The 13839-nt window shown below is 71.7% G+C and carries 9 protein-coding genes and 1 pseudogene; 4 read left to right on the forward strand and 6 right to left on the reverse strand.

What is annotated here, in order from left to right:
- The first annotated feature begins 177 nt into the window (after positions 1-177).
- Positions 178-3717: an AfsR/SARP family transcriptional regulator gene (locus ACIP8W_RS13180; RefSeq protein ID WP_402202977.1), complete on the forward strand. Its 3540-nt coding sequence runs from the start codon at positions 178-180 to the stop codon at positions 3715-3717.
- Here ACIP8W_RS13180 and ACIP8W_RS13185 read toward each other — a convergent pair.
- The 3 genes from ACIP8W_RS13185 to panB all read right to left on the reverse strand — a co-directional run bounded on the left by ACIP8W_RS13185 (position 3712) and on the right by panB (position 6701).
- A complete protein-coding gene (locus ACIP8W_RS13185) occupies positions 3712-4572 on the reverse strand; it encodes an ABC transporter permease (protein ID WP_401954361.1) in 861 nt (286 codons plus the stop codon). The two genes, ACIP8W_RS13180 and ACIP8W_RS13185, sit on opposite strands and share 6 nt — an antisense overlap.
- Complete coding sequence (locus ACIP8W_RS13190) at positions 4569-5588, reverse strand: ATP-binding cassette domain-containing protein (RefSeq protein WP_401954358.1); 1020 nt, start codon at positions 5586-5588, stop codon at positions 4569-4571. The genes ACIP8W_RS13185 and ACIP8W_RS13190 overlap by 4 nt, the downstream gene beginning before the upstream one ends.
- Before the next feature lie 222 nt (positions 5589-5810).
- On the reverse strand, positions 5811-6701 hold the full coding sequence (gene panB, locus ACIP8W_RS13195) for a 3-methyl-2-oxobutanoate hydroxymethyltransferase (protein WP_401954356.1): 891 nt from the start codon (positions 6699-6701) through the stop codon (positions 5811-5813).
- A 383-nt stretch (positions 6702-7084) separates the two neighbouring features.
- Between panB and ACIP8W_RS13200 the strand changes: the two are divergent.
- The 3 genes and pseudogenes from ACIP8W_RS13200 to ACIP8W_RS13210 form a co-directional block, all read left to right on the forward strand.
- Positions 7085-7283, forward strand: a pseudogene (locus ACIP8W_RS13200) (MFS transporter); the annotation flags it as partial.
- A gap of 582 nt (positions 7284-7865) precedes the next feature.
- The gene (locus ACIP8W_RS13205; RefSeq protein ID WP_402150072.1) at positions 7866-8897 is read left to right on the forward strand and encodes an endonuclease/exonuclease/phosphatase family protein; all 1032 of its coding nucleotides are present in this window, start codon (positions 7866-7868) and stop codon (positions 8895-8897) included.
- Between the two features lie 138 nt (positions 8898-9035).
- Entirely contained in the window at positions 9036-10247 is a 1212-nt protein-coding gene (locus ACIP8W_RS13210; RefSeq protein WP_401954351.1) for an MFS transporter, read from the forward strand.
- Here the strand turns inward: ACIP8W_RS13210 and ACIP8W_RS13215 are convergent.
- The 3 genes from ACIP8W_RS13215 to ACIP8W_RS13225 all read right to left on the reverse strand — a co-directional run bounded on the left by ACIP8W_RS13215 (position 10244) and on the right by ACIP8W_RS13225 (position 13779).
- A complete protein-coding gene (locus ACIP8W_RS13215; RefSeq protein WP_401954349.1) occupies positions 10244-11992 on the reverse strand; it encodes an NAD+ synthase in 1749 nt (582 codons plus the stop codon). The two genes, ACIP8W_RS13210 and ACIP8W_RS13215, sit on opposite strands and share 4 nt — an antisense overlap.
- Positions 11993-12466: 474 nt before the next feature.
- Positions 12467-13132, reverse strand: a complete 666-nt coding sequence (locus tag ACIP8W_RS13220) for a DUF305 domain-containing protein (RefSeq protein ID WP_402202980.1) — start codon at positions 13130-13132, stop codon at positions 12467-12469.
- Positions 13129-13779 carry a DUF3105 domain-containing protein gene (locus ACIP8W_RS13225; protein ID WP_401954345.1) on the reverse strand — a complete coding sequence of 217 codons (651 nt, stop codon included), beginning with the start codon at positions 13777-13779 and terminating at the stop codon, positions 13129-13131. Before ACIP8W_RS13225 ends, ACIP8W_RS13220 begins: the two co-directional genes overlap by 4 nt.
- Between the last annotated feature and the right edge of the window lie 60 nt (positions 13780-13839).

Raw genomic sequence — 13839 nt, forward strand, 5'->3', positions numbered from 1 at the left:
GTCGAGAACGACCGACGAGCCGAAATCGTCTCGACCGTCGTTTCGGCCGTCGCCCCGGCCGTCACCCCGGCCGTCACCCCGGCCGTCACCCCGGCCGTCACCCCGGCCGTCGCCCCGGCTGTCGTTCGATGTCTCGTGGGGGCGAGAGGGCCGAGCGCCATCACGGACAATGGGCACATGCGTTACCGCGTCCTCGGCACCACCCGGGCACTGACCGCGGACGGCACCCCCGTCCCTCTCGGCGGAACGCGGCTGCGCGCGCTGCTGACCGTGCTCGCGCTGCGCCCCGGCCGTACCGTCCCGGTCGGGGCGCTCATCGACGAGGTCTGGGGCGGGGAGCCGCCCGCCGACCCGGTCGGGGCGCTCCAGGCGCTGATCGGGCGGCTGCGCCGGGCGCTCGGGCCCGCCGCCGTGGCGTCGGAGAACGGCGGGTACCGGCTGTGCGCCACCGAGGAGGACATCGACCTGCACCGCTTCGGCGGGCTCGCGGGCGAGGGCGCGCGGGCCCTCGCGGGCGGCGATCCGGACCGGGCGGCGAGCCTGCTCGACGAGGCGCTCGCGCTCTGGACCGGACCCGCGCTGGCCGACCTGCCCGACCGTACGGCCGAGGCGGCCCGCTGGGAGACCCGGCGGCTCGACGCCCGCAGGGCCAGGCTGACCGCCCTGCTCGCGCTCGGCCGGGCCGAGGAGGCCCTGCCCGAACTGGCCGCGCTCTGCGGTGAGTTCCCGTTCGACGAACCGCTCCAGGCGCTCCGTATCCGCGCGCTGCGCGACGCCGCCCGCCCGGCGGAGGCTCTGGCGGCGTACGGAGAGGTACGGCACGCCCTGGCGACGCGGCTCGGCACGGCACCGGGCTCCGAGCTGCGGTCGCTGCACAAGGAACTGCTGCACGCGGACGAGCCCGGCAGCGGGTACGGCGGACCGCCCCGCGTCCCGTCCGCGCCCGCGTCCGCAGGCCGGGCGCGGACGTCCCCCGCGCGGCCCGGGAACCTCCGTGCCCGGCTGACCAGCTTCGTCGGCCGCGAGAGCGATATCGAGGCCATCGGGTACGACCTCGGGAGGGCCGGACTCGTCACCCTGCTGGGGCCCGGCGGGGCCGGGAAGACCCGGCTCTCGCAGGAGGCGGCCGAGCGGATGGACGGGGTGTGGCCGGACGGGGTGTGGCTCGCGGAGCTGGCGCCCGTCAACGACCCGGCGACCGTGGCCGAGGCCGTACTGACCGCGCTCGGCGCGCGCGAGACCGTCCTGCGCGGCGCCGGGGCCGAGGAGCTGCGCGCCACCGACCGGCACGGCGGCGATCCGCTCGCCCGGCTGGCCGAGCACTGCGGCCGTCGCCGCATGCTGCTGCTCCTCGACAACTGCGAGCACGTGATCGGGGCAGCCGCCGCCCTGGCCGACGAACTGCTCTCCCAATGCCCCGAGTTGACGATTCTGGCCACCAGCCGGGAGCCGCTCGGGGTGCCCGGCGAGGTCGTACGCCCCGTGGGGCCGTTGCCGCGCGATCCGGCGGTGCGGCTGTTCGGGGAGCGGGCGCGGGCGGTGCGGCCGGGGTTCGGGCCCGAGGAGGATCCGGAGGCGGTGGCGGAGATCTGCCGGCGGCTGGACGGGCTGCCGCTGGCGATCGAGCTGGCGGCGGCGCGGTTGCGGATGCTGACGCCGCGGCAGATCGCGGACCGGCTGGACGACCGGTTCCGGCTGCTGACGAGCGGGAGCCGGACCGTACTGCCGCGTCAGCAGACCCTGCGGGCGGTCGTCGACTGGTCCTGGGACCTGCTGGACGAGCCGGAACGCGCCGTGCTGCGGCGGCTGTCCGTCTTCGCGGGCGGCTGCGGGCTGACAGCGGCGGAAGTGGTCTGCGCGGACGACCCGGACTCGGCCCGCCCCGTCCCGGACACGGGCACCGGCCCCCGCCCCGTCCCCGTCCCCGTCCCCGGAGAAAGCGCGACCCCCGTCGTCGGGTCCCGCGATGTCGCCGTGCTGCTCGGCTCCCTCATCGACAAGTCCCTGGTCGTCGCCGCCCCCGTACCGGACGGCGGGGACATGCGCTACCGGCTGCTGGAGACCGTCGCCGAGTACACCGCGGAGCGGCTCGACGAGGCGGGGGAGCGGGGCGCGGCCGAGCGGCGCCATCTGGTCCACCACCGGGAGCTGGCCCGCACCACCGATCCGCTGCTGCGCGGGCCGGGCCAGCGCGCCGCGATCGGCCTGCTCCAGCTGGAGTACGAGAACCTGCGCACCGCGCTGCGCCGGGCCGTCGCGGCGGGGGAGGAACAGGAGGCCCTGTGTCTCGTACTCTCCCTGGCCTGGTTCTGGCAGATGCTCGATCTGCGGGCCGACGCACGGCAGTGGGCGGGGGCCGCCTCGGGGCTCGGCCCCGATCCGTTCGCCGGGGCCGCCCGCCAGGCGCCGCCGATCACGGAGCGCTGCACGGACGCGCCGCCGCCGATGGCACCCGGCCTCCTCCAGGAGGCCCGTCGTCAGGTGCGGCTGATCGAGGTGGCCGGCATGGACCACGACATGCAGGGCTGGACGACGCCCGAGCGGCAGACCTGGCTGGCCACGGTGGTCCGGGTCTACCGGCCGGGGTTGCCGCAGACCTGCCGCTTCCCCGGCACCATGTGGGTCATCGCGGTCATGATCACCGGGGAACAGGAGCTGCTGCGGGAGATCGTGGACGGGACCGTCCGGGCCTGCGAGGAGCTCGGCTACGAATGGGAGCTGGCCGGGGCGCTCCAGACCCGGGCCAATGTGCTGGCCAACCGGGGCGAGTCGGTCGACGCGGCGACCCGGGACGCCGATCGCAGTCTGGAGATCTACACCCGGCTCGGTGACGCCTGGGGCGCGGCGGAGGCACTCTCGGCCCGGGGCGAGGCCCGGGAGAAGGCGGGGCATTACGCGCTCGCCGCCGAGGACTACACGGCGGCCATCGGCTACGCGGAGGGGCTCGGCGCCCGCGCCCAGGTCGCTGTGTTGCGGTGCCGGCTGGCGGCGACCATGTGCGAGACGGGGCAGGGCGAGGAGGGTGAGCGGATCCTCCGCGAACTGCTGGAGGAGAGCGGGGAGACGTCCCTCGAAGCGCGGCCCGCCGCCCGGCTCGTCCTCGCGCTGTGGCTGGGCCGCACCGGCCGCCGGGACGAGGCCCGACTCCAGCTGGACCTGCTGCTGGAGGTGTTCCGCTCCGAGACGCTGGCCATCTTCGACGGCTTCGTCCAGGGCGTCCGCGCCTGGCTCGACTGCGAGGACGGCCGGTACGCGGAGGCGCTCGGCGCGGCCCGCCGGGCCCAGGAGCTGTCCCTGTCGGCGCTGTCGCAGATGGTCGCCCCGGAGATGACCGCCTTCCATCTGCTGAACACCGCCTGGGCGCTGGCCGGTCTGGCCGCCGAGAACGCGAAGTCCGAGAACGCGAAGTCCGAGAACGCGAAGTCCGAGAACGCGAAGTCCGAGAACGCGAAGTCCGAGAACAAGGAATCCGAGAAGAAGGAATCCGAGAACGCGAAGTCCGAGCGGATCCGGGACGCCGCCCGGCTCGTCGGCGCGTACGAGGCGCGGCTGCCCACCGCCCACTTCCGCACCGCCGTGGAGCAGACCATCCGGACGAGGACCTGGGAGCTGATCGGGTCCCTCCTCGGCGACGACGCGTTCGCGGCGGGGCGCGCCGAGGGCGCCGGCCTCTCGCTGGAGGAGGCCGCCGCTCTCAGCGCCCCTCGGGCCTCATGACTTCTTGCGGAACTTGGCCACCGCCAGCGGGGCCGTCACCAGGGTGATCCCCGCCGACCAGGCCAGGGTCATCCACACCGAGTGCGCGAGCGGGCCGCCGTTTATCAGCGACCGCGCCGCGTCCGCGAGGTGGGAGAGCGGGTTGTAGTCGGTGAACGCCTGGAGCCAGCCGGGCATCGTCGCCGGCGGGGCGAAGATCGACGAACCGAACTGGAGAGGCATCAGGACGAGCATGGCCACCCCCTGGACGGCCTGTGCCGTCTTCATGGTGAGTCCCAGCAGGATGAAGATCCACATCAGTGACGCGCCGAACAGCGTGGAGAGACCGACCGCGGCGAGCAGGTCGACCACCGAGGTCTTGATCTCCATGCCCAGCAGGAAGCCCATGCCGAGCAGGATGACGGTGGCGACGAGCATCCGGCCGATCTCGACGACGATCTTGGCGATCAGTACGGAGGAACGGGCGATCGGCATCGTACGGAACCGGTCCATGACCCCTTTGCGGAAGTCGTCGTTGATCCCCGTGCCCACGGCCATCGCGACGTTCAGGCCCATCATGGCCATCAGCCCGGGGACCACGTAGTTCACATAGTCGCCGCGGCTCCCGCCGAGGCTCGCGCCCACCGAGCCGCCGAAGACGTACACGAACAGCAGCGTGAAGACGATCGGCGTCAGCAGGACGTCGAACATCGACTCCGGATCGGCCTTGATCTGGAGGGCGTTGCGGCGGACCAGCGCGCCGATGTGGCGGAGGTTGGCGCGCACTCCGATACGGGTGTCGATGTCCGTGCGGACCGGGAGGGCGCGGGCCGTCGTGGGCTCGGCCGGGGGCAGTGCCGTCGTGCTCGTACTCATGCGGCGATGTCCTCACGTGCGGTCGCGGACCCGACGCCGGTCTTCTGGCCGGTGATGGCCAGGAACACCTCGTCCAGGCTGGGCAGATGGGTGCCGATGTGGGCGAGGGAGAAGCCGCGCTCACCGAGCAGGGAGACGACGGCGGTCAGCTGCTGGTCGCTCAGGATCGGGACGTACAACAGGCCCTCGTCGGGGACGGCCTGGGCGCCGGACAGTCCGTCGAGGCCGGTCTCGGCGATGGCCCGTGCCATCGCGGGCAGCTGGGCTGGGTCCGTGGGCCTGATCCGGAGGGTGCGGCCGCCGACCTTCGCCTTCAGCTCGTCCACCCCGCCACCGGCGATGATCCGGCCCCGGTCGATGACCGTCAGCTCGGTCGCCAGCTGTTCGGCCTCTTCCATGTACTGGGTGGTGAGCAGGACGGTGGCCCCCTCGGCGACCATCCGCCGCACCTCGTCCCAGACCTCGTTACGGGTACGGGGATCGAGCCCGGTCGTCGGCTCGTCCAGATACAGCACGGCCGGGCGGCCGATCATCGAGGCGGCCAGATCGAGCCGGCGCCGCATGCCGCCGGAGTACTGCGCGGCGGGCTTGCGCGCGGCCTCGGTGAGCGAGAAGCGCTCCAGCAGCTCGTCGGAGCGGGCGCGGGCGTCCTTGCGGGGCAGGTCGAGCAGCCGCCCGATCATGTACAGGTTCTCCCAGCCGGAGAGCTTCTCGTCGACCGAGGCGTACTGCCCGGTGAGGCCGATGGCGCGGCGCAGCCGCCGGGGCTGGCGCAGCACATCGAACCCGGCGACCACGGCGGTGCCCGCGTCGGGCTGGACGAGGGTGGAGAGGATACGGACGAGGGTGGTCTTGCCCGCGCCGTTGGGCCCGAGGACACCGAGCACGGTGCCCTCGCGGACATCGAGGTCCACGCCGTCCAGGGCCTGGGTGTCGCCGTACCGCTTGACCAGCCCCCGTACCTCGATGGCGTTGCCGGTGCGACCGCCCGTCGGGTTCTTGTCGATTCGCGTCATGCCCACAGTGGACCAGCCACCACCGACAACGCACCGACAATCCACCGACAGACACCGACAGCCTGTGGACAACTCTGTCGGCGCGACTCCGCGCATCTGTCGGCGGCCGCGCGACAGCCCGCCGACGGGGGAAGATCGGCGGGCTGTCGTTCATGCGGCAGTGGTGTGCGGTTCCCGGCGCGCGCCGGGAAGGAGTCGCAGGTCAGAGCTGGTGGGGACCCGTCAGTGGAAGGTGTGCTCCTCCTGCGGGAACGTTCCTCCCACGACCTCGTCGGCGAACGCCTTCGCCGCGTCGCCCAGGGCCGCGCGGAGGTTCGCGTACTGCTTGGTGAAGCGCGGCACCCGGCCCGCGGTCAGCCCGGCCATGTCGGTGTACACGAGCACCTGCGCGTCCGTTTCGACGCCCGCGCCGATGCCGATGGTCGGGATGTGGAGCACCCGGGTGACCTCGGCGGCCAGCTCCGCCGGGACGAGTTCGAGCACGACCGCGAAGGCGCCCGCGTCCTGCACCGCCTTCGCGTCCCTCAGAAGCTGCTGCGCGGCCTCCTCGCCGCGGCCCTGAACCCGGTAGCCGAGGGTGTTGACGGACTGCGGGGTGAGGCCGATGTGCCCCATCACCGGGATGCCGGCGCTCACCAGCAGCTCGATCTGGCCGTGCGAGCGCTCGCCGCCCTCCAGCTTCACCGCGCCGACCCCGGCGTCCTTCACCAGCCGGGTGGCGCTGCGCAGGGCCTGGACGGGCCCTTCCTGGTACGAGCCGAACGGGAGGTCGCCGACGACCAGGGCGCGCTTCGTACCGCGTACGACAGCGGCGGAGAGCATGGTCATCTCGTCCAGCGTGACGGGCACGGTGGTCTCGTACCCCAGATGACAGTTGCCCATCGAGTCACCGACGAGCAGCACCGGGATACCGGCGTCGTCGAAGACGGAGGCGGTCAGCGCGTCGTACGCGGTGAGCATGGGCCACCTCTCGCCGCGCTCCTTGGAGGCGACGAGGTCGTGGACGGAGATACGGCGGGTGCGCGCGCCGCCGTACAGCGCCTTCGGGTTGCCGGTGGCGCCGGCTGGGGAGTGTCCTGCGGGCTGCTGCGCAGCCGCTGCTTGAACAGTCATGGCCATAGGCCCTTTCGTCATCTCGAGGCACCCTGACGGCGTCCCCGGACCTCTTCCATGGTGGCATCCCAAGACGGCCCACGGAAGTAGGGTCGCCCCGGAGCTGCTGGGGAGACACCCCTGAAAGTTGGAAGCACCCCTACGAAGCTCCCGTACGAAGCGCCCGCGAGGCCATGCCGACCCCGCGCGCCGACCCCGCGCGCCGACCCCGCGCGCCGACCCCGCGCGCCGACCCCGCGCGCCGACCCCGCGCGCCGACCCCGCGCGCCGACCCTGCGCGCCGACGCCGCGCGGCCCCCGCGTGAAGACTTTCCCATATAAAAGGTTTTGTATGGGAATAGGTATGCGTCGGTTGGAATAGGTCTACGTCGACGGTCAGGACGATCGCCGCCCCCGCGCCCACCGGGCTCGGAGCCACCCGGAGCCGGCGGACTCCTCGGCGACCGGATGGGACGCAAGAAGGTGTTGCCCTTCGGCGTCACCGTCTTCGCGATCGGCTCGGGGCTCGCCGCGATGTCGGATTCACCCGCCGAACTGATCGGCTACCGCGTCCTGATGGGGTTCGGCGCCGTCTTCGTCCTGCGCGAGAAGCGCGGCAGCCATCCCTGTTGTCCTGCGCGAAGCGCGGCAGCCATCCCTGTTCGTCCTGCGCGAGAAGCGCGGCAGTCATCCTGTTCGTCCTGCGCGAAGCGCGGCAGCCATCCGGCGCTCGACCTCTCGTACTTCAGCGCGCCCGGCTCCGATCCGCTGATCCTGCCGTCGGCCGCCGCCCAGCCGGTGTTCGCGGTCATGCAGGGGCTGCCCCGCGAGGTCGCGCTCCTCCTGCCGGGCCGCGCGCGAACCGCTGGAGGGCGATCTCGCCGGGGGGATCATCGACGCGGTGCTCCGGGGAGTCGGTCCCGCGACCGGCGCGGCATCCGAAACGCCCGGCCCGTGAATCCGATCACACCGGCGCCGTCATACGTGTTCGCCGTCCCGCTGGAAGCGGTTTCCGTCCCGCTCGTTCTGTCACAGCTGCCGGTCATTCGTCCTTGATCGGAACCCGCCGCTACGCGCTCTTCGTCTCCGAGTCGGTACGGCCGTCCCCGGACGGCGGAGAAAGCGGCCGCGTATCCCCTAGGGTCATGGGCGGGCGTGCACGGCAAGGCAGTGAGGGCAGCGGACATGACGCAGGAGTACACGGCGCAGTCGGTGACGGCGGGCGAGGAGCGGCACCGCCCGGAATCACGTGTCAGAGTCCTGTTCGACCGCTGGCGCAGAGACCCCGGAATCTGGCGGCGCGGCATCATCACCGCGGTATTCGCCGTCGCCACAGCGTTTCTGATGATGTTTCACGCACAGATCCCCAACACGATCGGCAACTTGGGCAGTCTCACCGAGACGTTCCTCGCCTGGGTGGGGCTGATGGTGCCGCTGCTGCTGCTCGTGGCTCTCGTACGGAGGTCCGCCACCGCGCTGATCGCCGTGCTGCTGCCCGCGATCGTGTGGCTCAACCAGTTCGGTGGGCTGCTCACCGACAAGTCGACCGGCGGCGGCGACTTCATGGTCGCCACCCACAACGTCAACGCGGACAACCCCGATCCGGAGGGCACGGCGGCCAAGCTGACCGAGTCCGGGGCGGATGTCATCGCGCTGGAGGAGCTGAAGGAGGACGACGTACCGGTGTACGAGAAGGCCCTCGCCGGTACGTACAAGTACCACTCCGTGCAGGGCACGGTCGGGCTGTGGAGCAAGTATCCGCTCAGCGCCACCAGGCCCGTCGACATCAAGCTCGGCTGGGTCCGTGCGATGCGCTCCACCGTGACCACCCCGGAGGGGCCGGTCGCCTTCTACGTGGCCCATCTGCCCTCCGTACGCGTCAAACTGCACGCGGGCTTCACCGCCAACCAGCGCGACAAGAGCGCGGACGCGCTGGGCGAGGCCATCTTCGACGAGAAGCTCGACCGGGTGATACTGCTCGGCGACCTCAACGGCACGGTCAACGACCGGTCCCTGAAGGCCGTCACCTCCCAGATGCGCTCGACCCAGGGCGCGGCCGGGTACGGGTACGGGTTCAGCTGGCCGGCGTCGTTCCCGATGGCCCGGATCGACCAGATCATGGTCAGGGGCGTCGAGCCGACCTCGTCATGGAGCCTGCCGAGGACGGACAGCGACCATCTGCCGATCGCGGCGCGGGTGGACCTTACCCAGTCGTAACATCGCACCCCGTCGCTCCGCCGAGTGATGTGTTCCACGCAATCCGGAGTTCATCTGTTGGAACAAATGATCTGAGACACTTTGTTCCGTGGGGGTACTAACCCCCGAATCCCCTCTTCCGGAACGGAGCACTCCCTCATGCCCCTGGCTCTGCTCGCCCTGGCGGTGAGCGCCTTCGGCATCGGCACCACCGAGTTCGTGATGATGGGTCTGCTGCCCAACGTCGCGGACGACCTGGGCACCTCCGTGCCCACCGCCGGTCATCTCGTCTCGGCCTACGCGATCGGCGTCGTCATCGGCGCCCCGCTGCTGACCGCCTTCGGCTCACGGATCCCGCGCAAGCGGATGCTCCTGCTGCTGATGGGGGTCTTCGTCATCGGCAACCTCGCCTCCGCGCTCGCCCCCGGCTTCGGCTGGCTGCTCGCGGGCCGCTTCCTCGCCGGGCTGCCGCACGGCGCGTTCTTCGGCGTCGGCGCGGTCGTCGCCACCCGGCTGGTACGCGAGGGGCGGCAGGCGCGGGCCGTGGCGACCATGTTCCTCGGCCTGACCGTCGCCAACATCGTCGGCGTCCCCGCCGCCACCCTGCTCGGCCAGCACCTGGGCTGGCGCGCCACCTTCCTCGTCGTCACCGCGATCGGCCTGGTCGCGCTCGCCGCGCTGGGCAGGCTCGTCCCGGAGATGCCCGTCGACGCGCACCAGAGCGTCATGCGCGAGCTGCGGGCGTTGCGCGACCGGCAGGTGGTGCTCGGGCTCGCCACCGCGGTCTTCGGCTTCGCCGGGGTCTTCGCGGTCTACGCGTACCTCGCCTCGATGACCACCGAGGTCATGGGGTTCGGCGAGTCCTCCGTCACCCTCGTCCTCGCCCTCTTCGGCATCGGCATGACCCTCGGCGCGCTCGCCGCGGGACCGCTGACCGACCGGGCGCTGCGGCCCACCCTCTACATCTCGCTCGCCACGCTCGCCGTGGTGCTGTTCGCCTTCCGCTTCACCGCGCACGTCCAGTGGGCGGCGCTGGTGACCGTCGTGATCCTGGGCGCGGTCGGCTTCCTCACGACCACCCCGCTCCAGATGCTCGTCATGCAGAAGGCCAAGCACGCCCCGACCATCGCCTCCGCCTCCAACCACTCGGCCTTCAACCTGGCCAACGCGGGCGGCGCCTGGCTCGGCGGCTGGGCCATCGCGTCCGGCTGGGGCTGGATGTCCCCGACCCTCGTCGGTGCCGTCCTGGCCGTCGTGGGCCTGGCCATCGCGGTCACCGCGGGAGTGCTCGACCGGGGTACGGGGACGTCCCGCCTCGTCGCCTCGGGCAGTGCGAGCACCGAGGCGACGAGGAGCGGGGTCAGCGCCTAACCGGGCCAGCGGTTCGTGATCGGCAGCCGCCGGTCCTTGCCGAAGCCCTTCGCCGAGATCTTGGTGCCCGGCGGGTACTGGCGCCGCTTGTACTCCGCCGTGTCCACCATCCGCAGCGTCCTCGTCACCAGCTCGGCGTCGAAGCCCGCCGCGACGATCGCGTCCTTGCCCTGGTCGCGGTCGACGTACAGCTCCAGGATCCGGTCCAGGACGTCGTAGTCCGGCAGCGAGTCCGCGTCCACCTGGCCGGGGCGCAGCTCGGCGCTGGGCGGCTTGGTGATGGACGCCTCCGGGATCGGCGGGGTCTGGCCGCGCTCCTCGGCGGCGCGGTTGCGCCACTGGGCGAGCCGGAACACCGAGGTCTTGTAGACGTCCTTGATGGGCCCGTACGCGCCGACGGAGTCGCCGTACAGCGTCGAATACCCCACCGCCAGCTCGGACTTGTTGCCCGGCGCGAGCACGATGTGCCCCTCCTGGTTGGAGATCGCCATCAGCATCGTGCCGCGCAGCCGAGCCTGGAGGTTCTCCTCCGCGAGCCCGGACAGCCCGAGCGACTCCATGTACGCGTCGAACATCGGCTCGATCGGGTGCGTACGGAAGTTGAGCCCCGTACGCCGCGCCAGCTCGGCCGCGTCGCCCTTGGAGTGGTCCGAGGAGTACTTCGACGGCATCGACACGCCGTACACGTTCCGCGCGCCCACCGCGTCGCACGCGATGGCCGCGACCAGCGCCGAGTCGATCCCGCCCGACAGTCCTATCAGCACCGACCGGAAGCCGTTCTTGGCGGCGTACGCGCGCAGCCCCACGACCAGCGCCGAGTACACCTCCTCGTCGTCGTCCAGCCGCTCGGCGTAGCCGCCGGTCAGCTCGGCCCCGTACGCCGGGAGCGGTTCCTCGGACAGGACGACCCGGTCGATCCGCAGCCCGTCGTCCACCACACCGGTGGGCGGCTCGGCGGAGGCCGCCGGCAGCTCCAGGTCCAGTACGACACACCCCTCGGCGAACTGCGGGGCGCGCGCGATGACCTCGCCGTCCTTGTCCACGACGATCGAGTCACCGTCGAAGACCAACTCGTCCTGGCCGCCGATCATCGCGAGATACGCCGTCGTGCACCCGGCCTCCTGTGCGCGCTTGCGCACCAGGTCGAGCCGGGTGTCGTCCTTCTCCCGCTCGTACGGCGACGCGTTGACCGAGATCAGCAGCCCGGCCCCGGCCGACCGCGCGGCGGGCACCCGCCCGCCGTCCTGCCACAGGTCCTCACAGATCGCGAGCGCCACATCGACGCCGTGCACCCGCACGACGGGCATGGTGTCGCCCGGCACGAAGTACCGGAACTCGTCGAAGACGCCGTAGTTCGGCAGATGGTGCTTGGCGAAGTTCAGCACGACCGCACCGCGGTGCAGTACCGCAGCCGCGTTGCGCGGGGCGCCGACGGGCTGACCGAACTTCGGCTGCGCCGACTCGGAACGGTCGAGATACCCGACGATCACCGGCAGCTCCCCGAACCCCTCCTCGTCGAGCCGCACCGCGAGCGCGCGCACCGCGGCCCGGGACGCCTCCACGAAGGACGAGCGCAGGGCGAGGTCCTCGACGGGATAGCCGGTCAGCACCATCTCGGGGAACGCGACGAGATGCGCCCCCTGCTCGGCGGAGTGACGGGTCCAGTGCACGATCGCCTCGGCGTTCGCGGCGAGATCGCCGACGGTCGAGTCGATCTGATTCAGAGCGAGACGTAGTTGAGGCACGGGCCCAGTGTAATCGTCTCCCTGACGCGATGGCTCCTCCCGGAGGGGCCCTGGTCCTGAGGCGCGGGTATGGGCGGAGGCGCTCCCGGGGCGTTCGGTCGGGGCCGGTCTCCGTGTGCGGGTTGTCGCCGGGGCCCCTCCGGTGGCACATTCGGGACGGCACGATGTACGGCGCGTGGCGGGTCGCCGGAAGGCGTACCCCGCCTATGCGCCACACATCGCGCTTTGTTGTCCCGAACGCACCCCCTGCGGCGCCCCTCCGCCCCGGTGTTCCGTGACCCACCACCGGAGCGAGGGGGCGGGGGCGCGGGAGGCGATGCGTCCGGACGCCGAAGCGCGATGTGGGGCGCCGTACCCGGGGCCGCCCCACGTCTGACGGGGCACGCGCCGTACATCGTGCCGTCCGGACACACGCCTCCTCCAGGGCCCGGCGCCCGTACCGGCGAATGGCGCCCGCACGGGCACCGAACACCGCTACCGGGCCGCCGCGCCCCTCTCCTTCAGGAGGTCCGCCATCAGCTTCATCTCGGACTCCTGGGCCGCGACCATCCCCTCGGCGAGGGACTTCTCCGCACCGACCGTGCACAGCCGCACGCAGCCCTGTGCCATCGAGACGCCACCCTTGTGGTGGTCGGTCATCAGCTGGAGGTACAGGATCTCCGCCTTCTCGCCGCGGGCCTCGCGGAGCTGCTTCAGCTCGGTCTTGGTGGCCATGCCGGGCATGAGGGAGCCGTCGTGCGCCTCGTAGCCGTGGTCCATGCCCTCCATGGGCACCGACATCATCCAGGCCATCGGCTCCTTCGCGGCCTCGGCCTTCGGCAGCCCCCACAGGTCCAGCCAGCCCAGCAGCATCCCGCGCTGGTTGGCCTGGGTGTTGGCGATGTCGTACGCCAGCCGGCGCACGTCCTCGTCGTCCGTGCTGTCCCGGACGATGAACGACATCTCGACGGCCTGCTGGTGGTGGACGGCCATGTCACGGGCGAAGCCCGCGTCCGGGGAGTCGGCCGAGGGGGTACGGGACTGCCCGGAGCCCCCGTCGCGGGAGACGGAGGAGGCCACCGCCGCCGTACCGGCGAAGAGCAGGGCGAGGACGACGGCGGCGATCGAGACCCACTGGGTGCGGGTCATGGCGCGGGTCACGCCGAGCCGTCCAGTCCGCCCGTGCAGGCCGCGCCGGGCTCGGGGGTCTGCGAGCCCTGTACGTACTTCGTGAAGAACTGGTCGACCCGCGCGTCCGACGCGCTGTCCACCGTGACCTGCTTGCCCCACGCGCTCAGCATGATCGCGCCGGCCTGGTTCTTCACCGGGCTCATGAGCGTGTAGGTGGTCTTCCCGACCTTCTTGGCGAGTGCCTCGATGTCGGCCTCGTCGGCCTTGTCGTTGTACGTGACCCAGACCGCGCCGTGCTCCAGGGAGTGGACCGCGTTGGTCTCCGGGATCGGGTCCTTGTAGACGTCCCCGTCGCAGTTCATCCAGACCTGCGAGTGGTCGCCGCCGACCGGCGGTGTCATCGGGTACGTGACGGCCTCGGCGACATGGTTGCGGCCGAGCTTCTTCGCGTCCCAGGACTTCTCGGCCTTGACGGGCGCCGCCGCGAGCGCCTCTTCCTTCTCCTTCTTCTCGGATTCCTTGTTGAGCAGGAAGGCGCCGCCCGCGACCAGGGCGGCGACCACGACGGCGCTGGTCGAGATGGTGAGGACGCGGTTGCGCCGCTCACGGGCCCGCTCGGCGCGGCGCATCTCTTCTATTCGGGCCTTGCGCTCGGCGGACTGGGACTTGGAAGCCATGATGTGTGTCCTTCTGCGATGGCGATGGCAATGACTGCGGAACGTGGTGCGGGTGCGGGC

Origin of the sequence: Streptomyces sp. NPDC088554, from assembly GCF_044752945.1 — a bacterium.
In the GTDB taxonomy this organism is placed as follows: domain Bacteria; phylum Actinomycetota; class Actinomycetes; order Streptomycetales; family Streptomycetaceae; genus Streptomyces.